This is a genomic window from Salinicola sp. DM10, assembly GCF_017306975.2.
Classification (GTDB): domain Bacteria; phylum Pseudomonadota; class Gammaproteobacteria; order Pseudomonadales; family Halomonadaceae; genus Salinicola.
In genome coordinates this window covers 271,503-291,488 of record NZ_JAFLEN020000003.1, presented here as the reverse complement: position 1 = coordinate 291,488, position 19,986 = coordinate 271,503, and the positions used below count along the sequence as shown (strand labels likewise).

Genomic DNA, 19,986 nt, shown 5'->3' with positions numbered 1-19,986 from the left:
TCTCCGGGGACGGGTAATAGACACCAGTATGACCGCGCGCGCTCAATGTGGCATCACCCGCGGGGGCACGTAGACGTATCTTCCGCTGCCCACCTACCGCCCGCGCGAGCTTACTTGCCGATACAGAAACTGCCGAAGATCTCGCCGAGCAGATCGTCGGCGGTGAATTCGCCGGTGATCTCGTTGAGTGCCTGCTGGGCGTCGCGCAGATCCTCGGCGAGCAGCTCGCCGGCGGCGGCGCCCTCGAGCTGGGCCGTGCCGCTGACCAGCGCCTGGCTGGCGCGTTCGAGGGCATCCAGGTGGCGACGGCGGGCGGAGAAGCGCCCCTCGGTGGTGGCATCGAAGCCCATTACCGCCTTGAGATGGGTCTTGAGCTCATCCACCCCCGCGCCGGTATGCGCCGAGAGGCGGATCACAGGCGGCGTGGCATCGAAGTCGGCGGCATCGCCCTCGCCGCTCTCGTCGATCTTGTTGCGCACCAGCGTCAGCCGCTCGGGGTGAGGCAGGCGGGCGACGAATTCGGGCCAGATCGCACTCGGATCGGTCTCGGCGGTGGTGCGGGCATCGACCAGCAGCAGCACGCGGTCGGCCTTCTCGATCTCGGCCCAGGCGCGGGCGACGCCGATCTGCTCCACCGCATCCGGGGTATCGCGCAGGCCGGCGGTATCGATCACGTGCAGCGGCATGCCGTCGATATGGATATGCTCGCGCAGCACGTCGCGGGTGGTGCCCTCGATCTCGGTGACGATGGCGCTGTCGCGCTCGGTAAGACGATTGAGCAGGCTCGACTTGCCGGCGTTGGGGCGCCCGGCGATCACCACGCTCATGCCTTCGCGCATCAGCGCGCCCTGGTTGGCGCTGGCGCGCACCGCGGCCAGGGTTTCGCGCAGCGCCGCCAGCTTGGCCGCGACCACGCCGTCGGCGAGGAAGTCGATCTCCTCTTCGGGGAAGTCGATGGCCGCTTCGACGTAGAGACGCAGTTCGATCAGCTCGGCGACCAGCTGCGAGACACGGCTGGAGAACTCGCCCTGCAGCGAGCGCAGGGCGTTCTCCGCGGCGGCCCGGGAGCTGGCGTCGATCAGATCGGCGATCGCCTCGGCCTGGGCCAGGTCGAGCTTGTCGTTGAGAAAGGCGCGCTCGGAGAACTCGCCCGGCCGTGCCAGGCGCGCGCCCAGCGCCACGCAGCGCTCCAGCAGCATGTCCATGAGCACCGGGCCACCGTGGCCCTGGAGCTCGAGCACGTCCTCGCCGGTGAACGAGTGGGGGCCGGGGAAGTAGAGGGCGATGCCCTCGTCGATGATGCCCATCTCGGCGTGGAAGGGGCCGTAGTGGGCGTGACGCGGCTGGGGACGGTGGCCCAGCAGATGTTCCGCCATGACGCCGGCGGCGGGCCCGGAGACTCGCACGATACCCACGCCGCCCCGTCCCGGGGGCGTGGCCAGGGCGGCGATGGTGTCCTGACGATAGAGCGGTGCGTTCATCATGGTCTCCGGTGGCACGGGGTAACGGCGACACTCGGGGCCGCGCGCGGGTAGTTGTACAGGAAGGCGGGACATAAACGCCAGACCCCCGCCGGGGCGGGGGTCTGGGAGGGTTCGCGGAGGGCGATCAGCTCTTCTTGAGCGCCTTGCCGCCACCGCTGTCGTCCTTGAGGACGCGCTGGGTGATGAACCACTGCTGCAGGATCGAGATCGAGTTGTTGACGATCCAGTAGATGACCAAACCGGCCGGGAACCACAGGAAGAAGAAGGTGAAGACGATCGGCAGCATCTTCATGATCTTCGCCTGCATCGGGTCCGGCGGGGTCGGGTTCAGGAACTGCTGCAGCAGCATGGTGCCGCCCATGATGATCGGCAGGATGAAGTAGGGGTCCTTGGCCGAGAGGTCATGGATCCACAGGATGAAGGGTGCGTGGCGCAGCTCCACCGACTCCATCAGCATCCAGTAGAGCGCGATGAACACCGGCATCTGGATCACCATCGGCAGGCAGCCCCCCAGAGGATTGATTTTCTCCTTCTGGTAGAACTTCATCATCTCCTGCGACATCTTCTGGCGGTCGTTGCCGTACTGCTCCTTGAGCCGCTGCATCTCCGGGCCCATCTTGCGCATGCGGGCCATCGACTTGTAGGCCTTGGCTGCCAGCGGGAAGAGCACGATCTTGACGCAGACGGTGAGCAGGACGATCGACCAGCCCCAGTTGCCGACGATGTCGTGGATATGGTCGAGCAGCCAGAACAGCGGGTTGGCGAGGAACCACAGCCAGCCGAAGTCGACCGTCAGCTCCAGGTGCGGAGCCACTTTTTCCAGCTCCGACTGGACCTTGGGTCCGACGTAGAGGGTCGCGGCGAGCGTCTCTTTCTGGCCCGGCTGGACGGTTTCGTTGGGGCCGGCGAACGCCGCCACGGTGCGATCGCGATTGTCGACGCTGCCGTAGTAGAGGTTCTGCTGATCCGGGTTGGGCACCCACGCGGAGGTGAAGTAGTGCTGGATCATCGCCACCCAGCCGCCCTTGACGTCGCGGTTCTGGAAGTTGCCCTTGCGGATGTCCTCGAAGCTGACCTTGCTGTACTTCTCCTCCGGCGACGAGAAGGCCGCGCCCAGGAAGGAGTGCATGCCAACACCCTGGCCGCTGGTCGGGTCGGCGCTCTGGTCGCGGGCGAGCTGGCCGATGAAGCGGGCGGTGACCGGCTGCTGGCTTTCGTTGTCGAGCAGGTACTCGACCTTGATCGCGTAGCTGTCGCGGTCGATCACGAAGCGCTTGATGATATCGACGCCGTTGACGCTGCCGTGCAGGTCGACGTTGAGCGTCTTCTCGCCTTCGCCGAGGGTGTAGCTCGACTTGTCGGCGCGGAAATCGATACGCCCGCTGTGCCCCTCGATCTGCAGGCCGGACTTGGCCACGTAGCTGCGCACCTTGTTGTCGCTGAGCAGCACGAAGGGCTTGTCGGAGTCGAGGACCTGGTCATGGCCGAACAGCGCGGCGTAGACGATATCGCCGCCGTTGGGGTTGATGCGCAGATCGAGTACGTCGCTCTGGACCTGGATCAGGTTGCTGCCCTTGGCGGGTTCACTGCCCGCGGGCATGTCGTCCTCGATCGGCTGGGTCTTGCCTTTACCGCTGCTGTCGGGGGCGGAGAGGGCGTTGCTCTCGTTGCCACCATCACTGGCGGCGGAGGCGACTTCCGGTGCCGGGTTGTTCACGACGTTCTGACCGTAGTCCTGATTCCACTGCATGATCAGCAGATAGGCGAGCACGGCCAGCGGAATCACGAAAAGGAGTCGTTTGAAATCCATAGAGGGGTCTGCCCGGTGAGGGAGTGGTTCGGTAGGCGCCGGGCAACGGCGATCATTCGGCGATGGACGCCGAAGCTCCCCGGCCAGCAGCGCGGGGATGTCCGATCAGGTCGACGAGGTGTCGTGGCGCGTCTGACGCGCGGACTTTTCCAGGCGTCGCCACATGCCGTTGAGCTGGCGTGCGACGCTTGCATTGTCCAGCTCGTGTACGCCTCGCCGAGCGAGAAGAACGATATCCACGGGCGGCAGGCGATGCTGCTGCAGACGGATGGATTCGCGCACGAGGCGTTTGAGGCGATTGCGGTCGACGGCACGACGCACGTTCTTCTTGCTGAAGATCAACCCGATCCGCGGATGGCCAAGCGCGTTGGGGCGTGCCAACACCAGCATGCCTTTACCGTGGACCTTGAAGGGAGCGTGGTCGAAAACGTGCTTGTAGTCCCCGGCGTTGAGCAACCGAAGCTGCCGGGGGAAACCTTGATCGGACACCCGATGTCCGATCAGGCGCTGAGACGCTTGCGACCTTTGGCACGACGACGATTGATGACCTGACGGCCGTTCTTGGTCGCCATGCGGGCACGGAAACCGTGGACGCGCTTGCGCTTCAGGACGCTCGGCTGAAAAGTACGTTTCATGGTGGCTTTTTCCCAATTGGTTGAGTGATTAAGCTATTGATTTAGCTCGAAAAACTGGTTCGAAACGGGATGCCCGACACGCGTACGGAAACCGGGCTCACTCGGCTCAAGAGCGGGAATTCTAGTGAATCAGGCGATCGGGTGCAATTTTTCTCTGAATTATCCACACCCGTTTGTGGGCGAAACCCTTGCGTCACATCGCCGCGGCGGTCACGCGCGCACGCCGTTAGGTAGCGAAGCGATCGGCAGCCGAGGGCGGCCATGCGTGTCTGCGGCTTATCCCCAAGCTGTCGGCTTGTCAATCGCACCATGTGGTTAAGGATGGGGATAATGTTTGTGGGTAACTCACATTAAACTTATATTTTCATATGCTTATGGGATTTTCTCGGCTGTGGGGAAGATGCGTAAGAGAGGTGAAAATCCTGCGTGTGGCGAGAACTCCCGAGGCGTTGGGCGTCTATGGCAGAGCGCCATCTCGCGATCGTTTTCCCAAGGCTGTCAACGGGTTCTCTGCCGCTTATCCACAGAGAGATGACCTGGCGACCACGTGTGGATAACCTGTCGGGCCGGCGCTACACTGTGCGGCCGTTTTCTTTTCATCTGCCGAAATTCCCGTGAGGTCGTGTGTCGGTCGCTCTCTGGCAACAATGTCTCAATTCGCTTCAGGATGAGTTGAGCTCGCAGCAGTTCAACACCTGGATCCGCCCCCTGCAGGCGGAGGATGGCGAGACGGACGAGCTCTGTCTGCTGGCGCCCAACCGCTTCGTGCGCGACTGGGTCAGCGATAAGTACCTGAAGCGTATCAACGAGCTGCTGCGCGAAGTGGCATCCAGCAGCAAGCCACCCAAAGTGCGCCTGGTGGTGGGCAGCCGCCGCGCGGCCGCCGTGTCGCCGCGCGATCTGGGCGCGCCGGTGTCGGCCCCCAGCCAGCCGCCGCAGCGCCCCAGTGCGCCCAGCGTGCAGACCCCGCCGCGCTCGCCCGAGGTGGCCGAGGAGCAGGCGCTCGACCAGAGCCGCGAGCGTGAAGAGGGCGGCCGGCGAGGCGGTGAACGCCAGGTGCAGGTGGAGGGCAGTCTCAAGCACCAGAGCGGGCTGAACCCCAACTTCACCTTCGAAACCTTCGTCGAGGGCAAGTCGAACCAGCTGGCGCGAGCCGCCTCACGCCAGGTCTCGGAAAACCCCGGTGGCGCCTACAACCCGCTGTTCCTCTACGGCGGCGTGGGGCTGGGCAAGACCCACCTGATGCACGCGGTGGGCAATCATCTGGCCGGCCTGCGCGACAACGCCAAGGTGGTCTATCTGCACTCAGAGCGCTTCGTCGCCGACATGGTCAAGGCGCTGCAGCTCAACGCGATCAACGACTTCAAGCGCTTCTACCGCAGCGTCGATGCGCTGCTGATCGACGATATCCAGTTCTTTGCCGGCAAGGAGCGCTCCCAGGAGGAGTTCTTCCACACCTTCAACGCCCTGCTCGAGGGCGGCCAGCAGATGATCCTCACTTCCGACCGCTATCCCAAGGAGATCAGCGGGGTGGAGGAGCGTCTCAAGTCGCGCTTCGGCTGGGGGCTGACGGTGGCGATCGAGCCGCCGGAGCTGGAGACCCGGGTGGCGATCCTGATGAAGAAGGCCGATCAGGCCAAGGTCGACTTGCCGCATGACGCCGCCTTCTTCATCGCCCAGAAGATCCGCTCCAACGTGCGCGAGCTGGAGGGGGCGCTGAAGAAGGTGATCGCTGACTCCCACTTCATGGGCAAGCCGATCACCCAGGACTTCATCCGCGAGTCGCTCAAGGATCTGCTGGCACTGCAGGACAAGCAGGTCGGCATCGAGAACATCCAGCGCACGGTGGCGGAGTACTACAAGATCAAGATGGCCGATCTACTCTCCAAGCGCCGCTCGCGCTCGGTGGCGCGGCCGCGCCAGGTCGCCATGGCGCTGGCCAAGGAGCTGACCAACCACAGCTTGCCCGAGATCGGCGACGCCTTCGGCGGACGCGACCACACCACCGTGCTGCATGCCTGCCGCAAGGTGGTGGCGCTGAAGGAGGAGAGCGCGGACATCCGCGAGGACTACAAGAATCTGATGCGGCTGCTGACCAGCTGACCCCGGCTGGCGGTGGCTGTTGCCGGAGGGATTGCCCGTAGCGCCCCGGGCAGCAAGAATGAACCCCAGCCGGCAGCGTCGCCGCGGCGCCGACGTTTCTTTCAGGATCGAATTCAACCACGGAGCTCCCATGAAATTTTCCATCTCCCGCGAAGCCCTGCTGCGCCCGCTGACGCTGGTGGCCGGCGTGGTCGAGCGCCGTCAGACCCTGCCGGTGCTCTCCAATGTGCTGATCGAAGTCCAGGACGGCGGTATCTCGCTGACCGGCACCGATCTCGAGGTGGAATTGATCGGCCGCGCGACCGCTGACCTGGTCGACGAGCCGGGCTCCGTCACCGTGCCGGCGCGTAAGCTGATGGATATCTGCAAGTCGCTGCCGGATCAGTCGCAGATCAGCTTCACCCTGGAGGATGGCCGCGTGGTGCTGCGCGCCGGACGCTCGCGCTTCACCCTTTCCACCCTGCCGGTGGCCGAGTTTCCCAATATCGAGGATGGTCAAAACGACACCACGCTGTCGCTGCCGCGGGGCACGCTCAAGTATCTGATCGACGCCACCTCCTTCGCCATGGCGCAGCAGGACGTGCGCTACTACTTGAACGGCATGCTGCTGGAGCTGGCCAACCACTTGGTGCGCACCGTGGCCACCGATGGCCACCGTCTGGCGGTATGCGAGCGTAGCGCCGAGATCGAACTTACCGATTCGCGCAAGCTGATCATCCCGCGCAAGGGTGTGCTGGAGCTGTCGCGGCTGCTCGACGGCAGCGAGGAGCCGGTGGAGCTGGCGCTGGGCGCCAATCATATCCGTGCCAATACCGGCGAATTCACCTTCACTTCCAAGCTGGTCGACGGCAAGTTCCCCGACTACGACCGGGTCATTCCCAAGGGCGGCGACAAGACCTTCATCGCCGAGCGCGGCGAGCTGCGTCAGATCCTGGCGCGTACCGCCATCCTCTCCAACGAGAAGTATCGCGGCGTGCGCCTGCAGCTCGAGGAGAACAACCTCAAGGTGATGGCCAACAACCCCGAGCAGGAAGAGGCCGAGGAGAACGTCGGCATCGAATATGCCGGGGACGCGCTGGAAATCGGCTTCAACGTCGGCTATCTGATCGATGTGCTCAACGTGCTCGACGCCGATCGCATGCAGATGACGCTGTCGGATGCCAACAGTTCGGCGCTGATGGAAGAGCCGGGCGGTGGGGATGCCCGTTACGTGGTCATGCCGATGCGCCTTTGAGTGCAGGGAAGTGGCTGCGCTCGATCATGCTTTGTTGAAAACCGGCGAACCTTGCTCACTTATACCCACATAAGCTCCCCTGGTTCGCCGATTTTTGCCGCGCCTGATCGTCGCTCGCCAACTTATTCCATCTCGGCGGTTAAATGTTCGGGTGCTTCTTTCCACGCTGCCCGCAGTCCGGGCGTTTCCTCTCGTCTCTCGTCATGAGTCTTTACCTGCCATGCCGCTCGATCGGTTGAGTTTTCACGGCCTGCGCAATCTGCATCCGTTCGAGATGACGCCGGGGCCGCACATCAATGTGATCAGCGGGGCCAACGGCAGCGGCAAGACCTCGCTGCTCGAAGGGCTCCACGTGCTGGGCATGGCGCGCTCCTTTCGTACCCAGAAGCTCAAGGCGCTGATCACCCACGATGCCGAGGAGATGACCCTGTTCGGGCGCCTCGACGGCGACCCGCCGCGCCCGCTGGGGGTGCGCCGGCGACGCGATGCCCAGGAGCTTGAGATCCGTATCGGCGGGGAGCGCGCGGCACGCGTGACCCAGCTCGCCGAGGCGCTGCCGCTGCAGCTGATCAACCCGGATGCGTTCCGCCTGCTGGAGGGCTCGCCGGCGGCGCGACGCGAGTTTCTCGACTGGGGGGTATTCCATGCCGAGCCGGTGTTCCTCGACGCCTGGAAGCGCGTGCGGCGTGCGCTGAAACATCGGAACGCCCTGCTCAGGCATGATAGAATCGACCGCGCGTCGATAGGCGTCTGGGAGCAGGAACTGGCCCACTGGAGCGAGCGGCTGGACGCGCTGCGCGACGGCTACATGACGCGCTTCCTGCCGGTGTTCGAGGAGACCCTGGCGGCACTGCTGCCGCTGCCGGATCTGAGTCTGCGCTACTCGCGCGGCTGGGATCGCCAGCGCGCCCTGCTCGAGGTGTTCGAGAGCGGTCGCGACACCGATCGCCAGATGGGTTTCACCCAGCAGGGGCCACAGCGCGCTGACCTGCGCATTCGGGTCGGGCGCCACGCCGCGGTGGAGGTGCTCTCCCGCGGGCAGCAGAAGCTGGTGGTCAGCGCCATGAAACTGGCCCAGGGGCGCCTGCTCGAGCAGCTGAGCGGGCAGACCTGCCTCTATCTGATCGACGACCTGCCGGCGGAGCTCGACGGCGAACACCAGCGCATCTTCTGCCGGTGGCTCGAGACGCTCGACTGTCAGGTCTTCATCACCAGCGTCGAGCGCTCGGCGCTGGCCGACGTCTGGCAGCCGGACACGGATGTCGTGGCATCGTGTATCGCCGGCGGACGGCTGCATTCGGAATGATTTCACCATGGAGTGAGCAATGAGCGAACAGGCCTACGATTCATCGAGCATCAAGGTCCTCAAGGGGCTGGACGCGGTGCGCAAGCGCCCGGGCATGTACATCGGCGACACCGATGACGGCACCGGCCTGCACCACATGGTGTTCGAGATCGTCGACAACTCGATCGACGAAGCGCTGGCCGGCCATTGCAGCGAGATCCGCATCGTCATCCACCCCGACGAGTCGATCACCGTCTCCGACGACGGCCGCGGCATCCCCACCGACATCCACGCCGAAGGGGTCTCCGCCGCCGAGGTCATCATGACCGTGCTCCACGCCGGGGGTAAGTTCGACGACAACTCCTACAAGGTCTCCGGCGGCCTGCACGGGGTCGGGGTGTCGGTGGTCAATGCGCTCTCCGAGCAGCTCAAGCTGACCATCTGGCGTAACCACAAGGTCCACGAGCAGGTCTATCACCACGGCGTGCCGCAGGCGCCGCTGGCGGTGGTCGGCGAGACCGAGAAGTCGGGTACCCAGATCAACTTCAAGCCGTCCAGCGATACCTTCGCCAACATCGAGTTCCATTACGACATTCTCGCCAAGCGCCTGCGCGAGCTGTCGTTCCTCAACTCCGGGGTGGCGATCCGTCTGGTCGACGAACGTGACGGCCGCGAGGAGCTGTTCCACTACGAGGGCGGTCTGCGCGCCTTCGTCGACCATCTCAACACCAACCGCACCGCGCTCAACCCGGTCTTCCACTTCGAGATGCAGCGCGAGGACGGTATCGGTGTCGAGGTGGCGATGCAGTGGAACGACACCTTCGCCGAGAACGTCTTCTGCTACACCAACAACATCCCGCAGCGCGATGGCGGCACCCACATGGCCGGCTTCCGCGCGGCGCTGACGCGCAGCCTCAACAGCTACATCGAGGCCGAGGACATCCAGAAGAAGGCCAAGGTGGCGACCTCCGGCGATGATGCCCGCGAGGGTCTCACCGCGATCATCTCGGTCAAGGTGCCGGATCCCAAGTTCTCCTCGCAGACCAAGGACAAGCTGGTCTCCTCGGAGGTCAAGACCGCGGTCGAGCAGGAGCTGAGCCGGCACTTCTCCGACTATCTGATCGAGCATCCCGCGGATGCCAAGGCGATCGTCAACAAGATGATCGACGCTGCGCGTGCCCGCGAGGCGGCACGCAAGGCACGCGACATGACCCGGCGCAAGGGCGCGCTGGATATCGCCGGGCTGCCGGGCAAGCTGGCCGACTGCCAGGAGAAGGACCCCAGCCTCTCCGAGCTCTATCTGGTCGAGGGTGACTCCGCCGGCGGCAGCGCCAAGCAGGGCCGTGACCGCCGCACCCAGGCGATCCTGCCGCTCAAGGGCAAGATCCTCAACGTCGAGAAGGCGCGCTTCGACAAGATGCTCTCCTCGGCCGAGGTGGGCACCCTGATCACCGCGCTGGGCTGCGGCATCGGGCGCGAGGAGTTCAATCCGGACAAGCTGCGCTACCACTCGATCATCATCATGACCGATGCCGACGTCGACGGTTCGCACATCCGTACCCTGCTGCTGACCTTCTTCTTCCGGCAGATGCCGGAGCTGATCGAGCGCGGTCACGTGTTCATCGCCCAGCCGCCGCTGTACAAGATCAAGCGCGGCAAGCAGGAGATGTACCTGAAGGACGAGCAGGCGATGACCGACTATCTCACCACCACCGCGCTGGACGGCGCCCGCCTGTGTGTCAATGCCGACGCACCGGGGATCGCCGGCGAACAGCTCGAGGCGCTGGTGAGCCAGTATCGTGACGTGATGAAGCGCATCGACCGGTTGTCGCGGGTCTATCCCAATGCGGTGCTGCGCAAGATGGTCCACGCCGCCAAGCTGGAGGAGGCCAACCTGAGCGATCGCGGCACCCTGCAGCAGTGGATCGAGGCGCTGCAGGTGGAGATGGATTCGCTGATCGCCCACGAGGGCGGCCCGCGCTACACCTTCCAGCTGCAGGAGGATACCGAGCGCGGTCTATGGCTGCCGAGCGTGTCGCTCACCGCCCACGGTGTCACCACCGACTACGTGTGGGGTATCGATTTCTTCCGTAGCGCCGACTACCGCGCGCTGGCGGGCCTCGGCGAGACCCTCGACGGGCTGGTCGAGGAGGGCGCCTACATCGCCCGTGGCGAGCGCCAGAAGCCGATCGAGACCTTCTACGATGCGCTGGAGTGGCTGATGCTCGAGGCCCAGCGTGGGCTCTCGATCCAGCGCTACAAGGGGCTGGGCGAGATGAACCCGGACCAGCTGTGGGAGACCACCATGGACCCGCAGTCGCGGCGCATGCTGCGGGTCTCGATAGAGGACGCGGTGGCCGCCGACCAGATGTTCAACACCCTGATGGGCGACGAGGTGGAGCCGCGCCGCGACTTCATCGAGCGCTTCGCGCTGGTGGCCAATCTGGATATCTGAGCGCGTCCGCGACGCTGGCAGGCCAGCCGACGGCCCGTCCCCGACCGGGGGCGGGCCGTTTTTGCGTTCAGGGATGGTTTTTAGAAACCCAGTTTTTAGAAACAACGCTTTTAGAGGCCATTTTCCAACCCTCTGACGATGGGCGCCGGGGGCAGGGCAAAGCGAGGGTCCTTTGCCACGGATGGCAAAGGTAGCGCCCAGGGAGGGGTTCACAGCGCCCTCGCGACGCCCTGCCGCCGGATAAGCCCACGTCGTCCAGCGGTTGTAAAAGGCACTCTTAGAGACAGCGCTTTTCGAGGCGGCGTCTTTTGATAACAGGGTTTCTAAAAACAACGCTTCTCGAAACAACGCTCTACGCCGCGCGACGGACCCTGGCGCTGTCGAGACTGGCGAGGCTTCACGCCTGCTGCTCGACGAAAGTGCGGATCGCCGCCGCCAGCTGCCGACCCTGGCGTGTCAGCGCCTCCCCTTCGGCCATGCCCACCCCGAGCACCAGACCGCGACGCGTGTCGCCGGGTGCGCACACCCGGCTCAGCGGCCGTGCCACCAGGTGGTGGCGGTTGAGCAGGTAGTGCGACAGGCGTTCGTCGTCGAGGGTGGGGGAGAGCTCGACGCTCAAGCTGATATTGGGTGCCGGCGGGGAGACGGCGATCACGCCAGGCGTCTCTGCCAGCAGGGCGTGGAGCTCGCGCTGGCGGCCCAGGTAGTCGGCGGCGATTCGGTGGCACCAGCGATCCAGATCGCCGGCATCGATGAAGGCGGCGAGCACCGCCTGGTCCAGTAGCCGGCCTTCGCGAAAGACTCCGGTGCGCACCCGGTTGAGGGTATGGCTGAGAGCGCTGGGCACTACCAGGTAGCCCAGTCGCAGTCCAGGGAACATCAGCTTGGAGAAGGAGCCGATCAGGATGCGGTTGCCGCTGCGCGGGTCGAACGCCAGGGGCTGGCGGTCGCCGTCCCCGAACTCGTAGTCATCCTCGAGAATCCACTCGGGTGCGAGATGCTGGATCAATGCCTGTTTGTGAGCGATCACTGACTGTACACCCAGCGGATAGTGGTGCGAGCCGGTGAAGTAGACCAGGCGCGGCGCAGGGGGCGGCAGCGGCTGACGATAGCCGTGGCGAGGGTCCCAGATGGCGTGATCGACACTCAGGCCGCAGGCCTGGAAGACGTTGCGTGCGCCCCAGTAGAAGGGGGAGTCCATCACCGCCCGGTCACCCTCGTCGGCGAGCGCCAGGGCGCAAAGCTGCAGACCGTGGTGGGCGCCTTCGGTGATCACGATCTGATCGAGCTCGCAGTGGATGCCGCGCCAGCGGGCGAGGAAGCCGGCGATCGCACGCTTGAGCGGGCCGTAGCCGCCCGAGGCGTAGGCGAGCAGCAGGGTGTTGTGCGGCACGGAGACGCGCGAGTAGAGCTGACGCCAGCGGGCCAGCGGGAAGTGCACGATATCCGGCACCCCGGGGACGAAGGCGCCGCTCTGTACCGGGCTGGCGCCGACATCGCCCAGGAGCCGGTGAGCACGTCGGGAGATCGGCCCGGTGGCGGGCGCGCTGATTTCGGGGGGCGCGGGCTTGTGGACCCAGGTACCGCGGCCGTGGTCGGTGATTAGGTGGCCCTGCTGTACCAGCCGCTCGATCACCCCGGCCAGGGTATTGCGGGCCACGCCCAGCGACGCGCACAAATCGCGGTGCCCGGGCAGACGCTGACCTTTCTGCCAGTGGCGTTCGATCAGCCACAGCAGGGTCTGCTCCAGGCGCTGGTGCTTGGTCAGATGGGCGGGCTGGGCGTGGTAGCCGCTCTCGATCCGGGTCAGCGCCCGGCGGCGATCTTCCATGGGTGCCTCCGGGGCAGGCAGTGACGATGGAATTATGGCGCTTGCCGCTCAAGTGGTCTATCTGAGTAGCAGGAGTGGTCTACTCATCGCTGCCGGCGGCGGTGATAGCGTGGCACCAGGGTCGCCCCAATAGCGACTCGTCGACGATGCTTCGGCTACCACGCGTCATCGACACGCTTCATCAACAACAACGTCAAGAGATCTTGCTATGTCCAACGCTTCTCAACCCACCGAGTTCGTGCGCGTGCTGGCACGGGCCGATGTGCTGGCGCTCGCCTTCGGCGCGATGATCGGCTGGGGCTGGATTGTGCTCACCGGCGGCGCCATCCTCGACGGCGGCAGCCTGGGGGCGATCATCGCCTTCATCATCGGCGGCATCGCGGTGCTGCTGGTCGGCCTGACCTACGCCGAGCTGGCGGCGGCGATGCCGCAGGTCGGCGGCGAGCACGTCTACAGCTATCGCGCGCTGGGGCATTTTGCCTCCTTCGTCTGTACCTGGAGCATCGTGCTCGGCTATGTCAGCGTCGCCTCGTTCGAGGCGGTGGCGCTGCCCACGGTGGTCGAGCACCTGTTCCCCGGCTATGCCGTGGGTGATCTGTGGACCATCGCCGGCTGGGAGGTCAAGGCCAGCTGGGTGGCGGTCGGGGTGATCGGCTCGCTGGTGATGATGGTGATCAACTATCTGGGGATCTCGACGGCGGCGCTGCTGCAGAAGGTGGTCACCGGTCTGATCCTGATCGCCGGGGTGATGTTCGTCACCGGTTCGCTGTTCAGCGGTGACACCGGCAACATGCAGCCGCTGTTCGCCAGCGGCGAACATGGCGCCTTCGGCGGTATCGTCGCGGTGCTGGTGCTGGTGCCCTTCCTGTTCGTCGGTTTCGACGTCATCCCCCAGGCGGCGGAGGAGATCGATCTCCCGTTCCGCGATATCGGCAAGGTGCTGGTGCTGTCGGTACTCATGGCGGTGGCCTGGTACACCCTGATCGTGCTGGGCACCAGCCTGATGCTCGACAACGACGCCCTGGGCGGCAGTACCCTGAGCGTGCCCGATGCCATGCAGGCGGTGTTCGATGGCGCCTGGGCCGGCAATCTGATGGTGCTGGCCGGGATCGCCGGGATCATCACCAGTTGGAACGCCTTCTATATCGGCGGCTCGCGGGCGATCTACGCGCTCGCCCACTCGGGCATGCTGCCGGCGTTTCTCGGCAAGCTGCACCCGCGCTACAAGACGCCCACCAATGCCATCATCCTGATCGGCGTGCTCTCCACCCTGGCGCCGTTCTTCGGCCGCCCGGCGCTGGTCTGGCTGGTCGATGCCGGCGGCCTGGGGATCGTCATCGCCTATCTGTTCGTATCGCTGTCGTTTCTGATCCTGCGCCGGCGCGAGCCGGAGATGGCGCGCCCCTACCGGGTCAAGGCCGGCGGTCTGGTCGGTGTGCTCGCGGTCCTGCTCTCGCTGGGCATGGTATTTCTCTACCTGCCGGGCAGCCCGTCGGCGCTGGTGCCGGTGGAGTGGGTGGTGTTCGGCGGCTGGATGATCGCCGGATTGCTGCTGTACGTGTGGGCGCGACAGCGCTACGGTCGAGAGGTAGGCGATCGTCTCATCCGTGCCTCTTACACGAAATCGTGACAGTCACTTTCGTCCCGTCGACACCCGTGCGGACGTCCGGGACGGCTCATCGGCGCCATGGCGCGCGCCGTTTCAGGAGGAGAGTTGCATGACCAACGCAGAACTCAATGAACTCAAACAGCGCTACGTGGCCAGCGGTGCGGCCAGCCCGGCGGTCGAATTCGCCGCGCGGGCAGAGAACGCCGAGCTGTGGGACGAGGACGGCAAGCGCTTCATCGACTTCGCCGGCGGCATCGGCGTGCTCAATATCGGTCACCGCCATCCCAAGGTGGTCGAGGCGGTCAAGGCGCAGCTCGACCGCGTCATGCATACCTGTCAGACGGTGATGCCCTACGAGGGCTACGTGCGCGTGGCGCAGAAGCTGAGCGAAGTCACACCGGTGCGTGGCCACGCGAAGGTGATGCTGGCCAACTCCGGCGCCGAGGCGCTGGAGAATGCGGTCAAGGTGGCGCGGGCGGCCACCGGGCGCTCCAGTGTGATCTGCTTCACTGGCGGCTATCACGGGCGCACCTTCATGACCATGGCGATGAACGGTAAGGTCGCTCCCTACCGCAATGACTTCGGCCCGATGCCGGGGCAGGTCTACCGTGCGCCCTATCCGGTCGAGTCGATCGGTGTCAGTGAAGAAGAGGCCCTGCGCCACCTCAAGATGGTGCTCAAGACCGACGCCAATCCGCGCGATACCGCGGCGATCGTGATCGAGCCGGTGCTCGGCGAGGGCGGTTTCCACGCCGCGCCCAAAAGCTTCCTCGAGGCGATCCGCGAGATCTGCGACGAGCACGGCATTCTGATGATCGTCGACGAAGTGCAGTCGGGTTTCGGACGTACCGGCAAGCTGTTCGCGATCGAGCACTCGGGCGTCGAGCCGGACATCATGACCATGGCCAAGAGCATGGCCGACGGCATGCCGATCTCCGCCGTGGTAGGCACCGACAAGGTCATGGATGCTTCCGGCGGCAACTCGCTGGGTGGCACCTATACCGGCAGCCCGGTGTCGTGTGCCGCGGTGCTGGCGGTGCTTGAGGTGTTCGAGGAGGAGCGCATCCTGGAGAAGAGCCAGGCGCTGGGTGAGAAACTGCGGGCGCGCTTCGACAAGTGGCAGCAGGACTACGCCTCGGTCGCCAACGCGCGCAACCTGGGTGCCATGGCGGCGTTCGACCTGGTCAGCGACAAGAAGAGCGCGCAGCCCAACACCGAGCTGGCGGCCAAGCTGTGCAAGACCGCGCGCGAGCGCGGGCTGATCCTGCTCTCCTGCGGCCTCTACGGCAACACCATCCGCTTCCTGATGCCGGTCACCATCAGTGACGCGGTGCTGGAAGAGGGGCTGGACCTGATCGAGGCCATGCTGAGTGAATTCGGCGCCTGAACGGCGTCGTGACGCATGCGACCGGCACCCTCGGGTGCCGGTTTTTTTATGTCTGGCGACTAGCGCAGGCCGTCGGCGCCTGGCCTCAATAGTTCGCCGGTGGTGCCAGTTCGAGACCGGCGTGGAGTGCACGGGGCGTCGCGCTATTTCCCCGTGAGCTGGCTTGCTCCAGGGTGAAAACATCGAGGGCATCGCGCAGGCGCCGCGACTGGTGGCGTAGGGACTCGACGCTCTCGCTCAGGCCATCGACCAGCGCACCGTTGCCTCTGGCACCGCGACTGATGGCGCGGATCTCTTCATCGATCTGTGTGCCGGCCTGGCGCTGTGCTTCACTGGCATGACGGATTTCGTCCATCAGCGCGTTGACCTGGCGGACCTGCTCGCCGATGTTGGCCATGGTCGTGGTCACCTCTTCGGCGCGCTGGCTGCTCTCGTTGACCTGCTGCTGCGTGGCCTCGATCACTCCGGCGATCTGGCGCGAGGCGTCGGCGCTCTGCTGGGCCAGCACGCCCACTTCCTTGGCCACTACGGCGAAACCGCGGCCGCTCTCTCCGGCCCGCGCCGCCTCGACCGAGGCGTTGAGCGAGAGGATATGAGTCTGGAAAGCGATACCGTCGATCAACGAGGTGATGTCGGCAATGCGGCCGGCGCTGTCGCGCATGCCGCGCATGGTCTCCGTCAGCCGGGCGACCCGCTCGTTGCCCTGGGTCATCAGGGTGTCCGCCTGACGCATGCGCTCGCTGGCGGTATCCGCGCTGGCGGCGTTGTCGCGCCCCCGCTCGCCCAACTGGGCCAGCGAGGCGGTGGCCCGCTCGAGCGCATCCGAGGCTTCGCGGGTGCGCGCGGCGAGCTGGTCGTTGGCGCCGGCGATCGTCTCGCCGGTGCGCGACAGCGCCAGCAGGCTATCCACGACCTCGCTCAGCGTGGAACGAACTGCGAGCATGGTGCGACGGAAACTGCCGCCCAGCGGGCTCCACATGTGGCGCTCGTCGAAGGCCAGATCGAACTGCCCCGGCTCGCGCCCGATATGACTGCCCATGGCACCGAGTTCGACGCCCATGATCGCTTCGCGGCGCATCAGCCGGGACATGGCGACGAGCATGGCGGTTTCGACCACCACGTAAGCCGCATGCAAGATGACCATCGCCATGATCTGACCCTGGGCGAGATGATGAGTCGGCATTACGTCGACCGCACCGCCACGGCTCTGCCAGAAGCCGAACAGCAGGTGGTGGGCGGCGATCACCCCGGCGGCCATTACCGCCGGGCGCCAGTCGCGATAGAGCAGCACCAGCGACAGCAGGATGAACACTGCGAAGTGGGCCTCGATCATGCCGGCGAGAAGATGGATCTGCAGCCCGGCAAATCCCATCAGCACGGTGGACACCAGCAGGCGGGTACAGAGCGTCGTCGGGGCCAGCCGAATTGCTGCGAGCGCGAGCGCCATCAGCGGCAGGCCGACGGCGAGCGCCGCCAGCCAGCGTTGATGCACGCCAGCCAGGCCCATTGAGGAGAGGAACAGCAGCACGACGACCAGGGTCATCAGACGATTGGCGCGGATGTAAACCGGTGCCAACAACTGATCGATGGAGTGTGGCACGGGGGATGACATCGCGGATCTCCGTAGCAGGAATAGGCGGGGCGCCACTGAGACTTAACGGTGAGCGCGGACGAATCTTTACGCCAAGGCGAGTCAGGGCGGAGTGCCGTTACCGATACGCAGGTATGCAAGGTCACCCAGCCTGGCGATGCATACCGATATGCGGGATATCGTCCTCCAGGTAAGTCTCTGTCACCGCGATGAAACCGTGGCTTGCGTAGTAGTTCTGCAGGTGGGCCTGGGCGGAGAGGTAGGCATCGCGACCCGGCCAGCGCTCGGCGAGATGTTCGAGCGCTGCCGTCATCAGCCGATGACCCAGGCCCGCGCCGCGATGATCGGGCGCGATCACCACGCGCCCGATGGTCACCGGCTCGCGGATCGATACCGGCGCCAGCAGGCGTAGTGATGCGGCCAAGGTGCCATCCGCCCACACCGCGAGATGGTCTGTCGTGGCACTCAGATCGTGACCGTCCAGCTCCTGGTAAGCACACTGCTGCTCGACCACGAATACCGCTGTGCGCAGCGCCAGCAGGGCGTATAGGGTGTGAGTATCGAGCTGTTCGCCGCGGTACCAGCGCCAGTCGTATGTCGTCATCTGTCACTTTCCTTGGGTGGTCGTTGCGCGTGAAACTATCACTGGCATATTACGCAGCCCGCCAACGGGTGTCAGGGACGGCCGTGCCAGGGGACAGGTTATGGGTGAGGTGATAGGTGACAGGAGAGAGCGCATGAGCCGTTTGGCGATCGATTATGACGATGTGGTGGCGGCACACCGGCGGTTGGCGGGCATCGCCCACCATACGCCCGTGCTGCGCTCGGCGACAGCCGATGCGCGCAGCGGCGCCGCGCTGTACTTCAAGGCCGAGCATCTCCAGCGCGTCGGCGCCTTCAAGTTTCGGGGTGGCTATAACGCCCTCAGTCAGTTCGATCATGGCCAGAAGGCTTCGGGGGTGATCGCCTTTTCTTCGGGCAATCATGCTCAGGCGATTGCGCTCTCGGCCAGACTGCACGGCATTCGTGCCGTCATCGTGATGCCCGAGGATGCGCCTGCGATCAAGATAGCGGCCACGCGGGGCTATGGTGCCGAGGTGGTGCTCTATGATCGCTATACCCAGGACCGCGAGACGTTGGGCCGGGAACTGGCCGAGGCCGAAGGCTTGACCCTGATCCCGCCGTTCGATCATCCCCACGTCATGGCGGGGCAGGGAACTGCGGCCAAGGAGCTGTTCGACGATGTGGGCGAGCTGGATACGCTGATCGTGCCGCTGGGCGGCGGTGGGCTACTGTCAGGCTGTGCCACGGTTGCCAGGGCGCGCTATCCGCGCTGCCGGATCATCGGCGTCGAGCCGGAAGCCGGCAACGACGCCCAGAGAAGCCTGGCCAGTGGCGAGATCGTCACGATTGCCACGCCGCGCACGATCGCCGATGGCGCTCAGACCCAGGCACTGGGCTGCCTGACGTTCCCGGTGCTGCAGCAGTGCGTCGATGAGATCGTCACCGTCACTGACGCTGAGCTGGTCGAGACCATGAGCTTTCTCGCCGGCCGCATGAAGCAGTTGGTCGAGCCGACCGGTTGCCTGGCGGCCGCGGCGGCTTTTTCGGGCCGCGTAGGGATCAAGGGACAGCGTGTCGGGATCATGCTCTCCGGGGGCAACGTCGATCTGCAACGCTTCGCCGAACTGATCTCGGCGGCCGCGCCCCAGGCAACCACGCGTGCGGATCGCGCATGAGACGAGAGCGTGTGTGATGTTGACCGGAGCACTCTCATCGAATGCCCAGGCCACCCTGAAAGTCAGATTTTCGCATCGCGTGGATGGGCGCGTGATGTCGTCCCGTTCGAACCGGCCTGCGGCGCATTGACGCTTTCGACTAATGGCTGAGGGAGTTAAGCCCCGGCGCTGCTTAGACTGAAGGTATTGCACGCACCGTAGCCGAGGAGGTCATCATGATGCAGACGCAGGAACGCCGCGAGCAGCGTCCGATGTCGGAGGCAACGGACTGCTGCGAGATGAGTGCGATCAATCTGCTCGATGACAGCGTCTCCACGCAGAAGGAGGTACAGGAGCGCAATGTCATGCAGCTCTACCTGCTCACCGTGCAGGTGAGGGCGCTGATGGATGTGGCCTGTCACCAAGGGCATGCCGAGTTCCTGACCGAGCGTTTGCGCTTCCATACCCAGCAGTTGGGCGAGCAGTTCGATTCGTTGGTCAAGAAGCACAAGGGCTCCTCCTATACCCGCCACTTCTACGCTCAGCAGCAGCAGCGCTTCAGCAGCGAGATCGACAAGCTGATCGACGCCTTGGCATCCCTGGGCCGCCACTATCGTGATAGCGCTGATACCGACAGCGCGGCTCATCACGATGCCCAAGGTGGCAATACCGCGTCCCGCGACTGACCTTCCACACGAGTTGCCTCCCGGCCCGCCACTGTGTCGTTTCAAGACCAGGGCGGGCCTCTTTTATGCGTGGATCGCTGCAAGTAGCTCCTTCTCTGTGTGCGTTTTCCCGAGCCACTGATACTCGTCGGACGCATTCATGAGTATGGATGATGAGA

The 19,986-nt window shown here is 65.0% G+C and carries 15 protein-coding genes; 8 read left to right on the top strand and 7 right to left on the bottom strand.

What is annotated here, in order from left to right:
- Nucleotides 1–110 precede the first annotated feature (110 nt).
- From mnmE to rpmH, 4 genes are all read right to left on the bottom strand, one after another.
- Nucleotides 111–1,481, bottom strand: a complete 1,371-nt coding sequence (gene mnmE / locus J0A90_RS12905) for a tRNA uridine-5-carboxymethylaminomethyl(34) synthesis GTPase MnmE (protein ID WP_207036530.1) — start codon at nt 1,479–1,481, stop codon at nt 111–113.
- Between the two features lie 127 nt (nt 1,482–1,608).
- Complete coding sequence (gene yidC, locus J0A90_RS12900) at nt 1,609–3,294, bottom strand: membrane protein insertase YidC (RefSeq protein WP_207036529.1); 1,686 nt, start codon at nt 3,292–3,294, stop codon at nt 1,609–1,611.
- Between the two features lie 105 nt (nt 3,295–3,399).
- The gene (gene rnpA / locus J0A90_RS12895; protein ID WP_081919335.1) at nt 3,400–3,783 is read right to left on the bottom strand and encodes a ribonuclease P protein component; all 384 of its coding nucleotides are present in this window, start codon (nt 3,781–3,783) and stop codon (nt 3,400–3,402) included.
- A gap of 11 nt (nt 3,784–3,794) precedes the next feature.
- The gene (gene rpmH / locus J0A90_RS12890; RefSeq protein ID WP_035473559.1) at nt 3,795–3,929 is read right to left on the bottom strand and encodes a 50S ribosomal protein L34; all 135 of its coding nucleotides are present in this window, start codon (nt 3,927–3,929) and stop codon (nt 3,795–3,797) included.
- Between the two features lie 624 nt (nt 3,930–4,553).
- Between rpmH and dnaA the strand changes: the two genes are divergently transcribed.
- The 4 genes from dnaA (at nt 4,554) to gyrB (ending at nt 11,006) form a co-directional block, all read left to right on the top strand.
- Nucleotides 4,554–6,032 carry a chromosomal replication initiator protein DnaA gene (gene dnaA / locus J0A90_RS12885; protein WP_207036528.1) on the top strand — a complete coding sequence of 493 codons (1,479 nt, stop codon included), beginning with the start codon at nt 4,554–4,556 and terminating at the stop codon, nt 6,030–6,032.
- A gap of 130 nt (nt 6,033–6,162) precedes the next feature.
- Nucleotides 6,163–7,266 carry a DNA polymerase III subunit beta gene (dnaN, locus tag J0A90_RS12880; protein WP_035474961.1) on the top strand — a complete coding sequence of 368 codons (1,104 nt, stop codon included), beginning with the start codon at nt 6,163–6,165 and terminating at the stop codon, nt 7,264–7,266.
- 220 nt (nt 7,267–7,486) lie between these two features.
- A complete protein-coding gene (recF, locus tag J0A90_RS12875) occupies nt 7,487–8,572 on the top strand; it encodes a DNA replication/repair protein RecF (RefSeq protein ID WP_207036527.1) in 1,086 nt (361 codons plus the stop codon).
- Between the two features lie 19 nt (nt 8,573–8,591).
- Nucleotides 8,592–11,006: a DNA topoisomerase (ATP-hydrolyzing) subunit B gene (gene gyrB, locus J0A90_RS12870; RefSeq protein ID WP_207036526.1), complete on the top strand. Its 2,415-nt coding sequence runs from the start codon at nt 8,592–8,594 to the stop codon at nt 11,004–11,006.
- A gap of 397 nt (nt 11,007–11,403) precedes the next feature.
- On the opposite strand, the gene J0A90_RS12865 is transcribed toward gyrB, so the two are convergent.
- A complete protein-coding gene (locus tag J0A90_RS12865; RefSeq protein ID WP_207036525.1) occupies nt 11,404–12,837 on the bottom strand; it encodes a PLP-dependent aminotransferase family protein in 1,434 nt (477 codons plus the stop codon).
- A 208-nt stretch (nt 12,838–13,045) separates the two neighbouring features.
- On the opposite strand from J0A90_RS12865, the gene J0A90_RS12860 reads away from it, so the two are divergent.
- On the top strand, nt 13,046–14,467 hold the full coding sequence (locus tag J0A90_RS12860; protein ID WP_207036524.1) for an APC family permease: 1,422 nt from the start codon (nt 13,046–13,048) through the stop codon (nt 14,465–14,467).
- A gap of 88 nt (nt 14,468–14,555) precedes the next feature.
- Nucleotides 14,556–15,833 (top strand): 4-aminobutyrate--2-oxoglutarate transaminase, encoded by a 1,278-nt coding sequence (gene gabT / locus J0A90_RS12855; RefSeq protein WP_207036521.1) that lies wholly within the window; start codon nt 14,556–14,558, stop codon nt 15,831–15,833.
- 85 nt (nt 15,834–15,918) lie between these two features.
- Here gabT and J0A90_RS12850 read toward each other — a convergent pair whose 3' ends face one another.
- Nucleotides 15,919–17,445: a methyl-accepting chemotaxis protein gene (locus J0A90_RS12850; protein WP_207036519.1), complete on the bottom strand. Its 1,527-nt coding sequence runs from the start codon at nt 17,443–17,445 to the stop codon at nt 15,919–15,921.
- Nucleotides 17,446–17,566: 121 nt separating this feature from the next.
- On the bottom strand, nt 17,567–18,028 hold the full coding sequence (locus J0A90_RS12845; protein WP_207036517.1) for a GNAT family N-acetyltransferase: 462 nt from the start codon (nt 18,026–18,028) through the stop codon (nt 17,567–17,569).
- Nucleotides 18,029–18,161: 133 nt separating this feature from the next.
- Between J0A90_RS12845 and J0A90_RS12840 the strand changes: the two genes are divergently transcribed.
- Together J0A90_RS12840 and J0A90_RS12835 are read left to right on the top strand one after the other, a co-directional pair.
- Nucleotides 18,162–19,163: a threo-3-hydroxy-L-aspartate ammonia-lyase gene (locus J0A90_RS12840; RefSeq protein WP_207036515.1), complete on the top strand. Its 1,002-nt coding sequence runs from the start codon at nt 18,162–18,164 to the stop codon at nt 19,161–19,163.
- A gap of 215 nt (nt 19,164–19,378) precedes the next feature.
- Nucleotides 19,379–19,828, top strand: a complete 450-nt coding sequence (locus J0A90_RS12835; RefSeq protein ID WP_035474969.1) for a hypothetical protein — start codon at nt 19,379–19,381, stop codon at nt 19,826–19,828.
- The last annotated feature ends 158 nt before the right edge of the window (nt 19,829–19,986 follow it).

What these genes read in the sequence shown, in the direction of transcription:
- rpmH (WP_035473559.1), bottom strand. Translation starts at nt 3,929, where the DNA reads ATGAAACGTACTTTTCAGCCGAGCGTCCTGAAGCGCAAGCGCGTCCAC.
- J0A90_RS12840 (WP_207036515.1), top strand. Translation starts at nt 18,162, where the DNA reads ATGAGCCGTTTGGCGATCGATTATGACGATGTGGTGGCGGCACACCGG.
- gabT (WP_207036521.1), top strand. Translation starts at nt 14,556, where the DNA reads ATGACCAACGCAGAACTCAATGAACTCAAACAGCGCTACGTGGCCAGC.
- J0A90_RS12850 (WP_207036519.1), bottom strand. Translation starts at nt 17,445, where the DNA reads ATGTCATCCCCCGTGCCACACTCCATCGATCAGTTGTTGGCACCGGTT.
- gyrB (WP_207036526.1), top strand. Translation starts at nt 8,592, where the DNA reads ATGAGCGAACAGGCCTACGATTCATCGAGCATCAAGGTCCTCAAGGGG.
- J0A90_RS12860 (WP_207036524.1), top strand. Translation starts at nt 13,046, where the DNA reads ATGTCCAACGCTTCTCAACCCACCGAGTTCGTGCGCGTGCTGGCACGG.
- J0A90_RS12865 (WP_207036525.1), bottom strand. Translation starts at nt 12,837, where the DNA reads ATGGAAGATCGCCGCCGGGCGCTGACCCGGATCGAGAGCGGCTACCAC.
- J0A90_RS12835 (WP_035474969.1), top strand. Translation starts at nt 19,379, where the DNA reads ATGATGCAGACGCAGGAACGCCGCGAGCAGCGTCCGATGTCGGAGGCA.
- recF (WP_207036527.1), top strand. Translation starts at nt 7,487, where the DNA reads ATGCCGCTCGATCGGTTGAGTTTTCACGGCCTGCGCAATCTGCATCCG.
- J0A90_RS12845 (WP_207036517.1), bottom strand. Translation starts at nt 18,028, where the DNA reads ATGACGACATACGACTGGCGCTGGTACCGCGGCGAACAGCTCGATACT.
- yidC (WP_207036529.1), bottom strand. Translation starts at nt 3,294, where the DNA reads ATGGATTTCAAACGACTCCTTTTCGTGATTCCGCTGGCCGTGCTCGCC.
- dnaN (WP_035474961.1), top strand. Translation starts at nt 6,163, where the DNA reads ATGAAATTTTCCATCTCCCGCGAAGCCCTGCTGCGCCCGCTGACGCTG.
- mnmE (WP_207036530.1), bottom strand. Translation starts at nt 1,481, where the DNA reads ATGAACGCACCGCTCTATCGTCAGGACACCATCGCCGCCCTGGCCACG.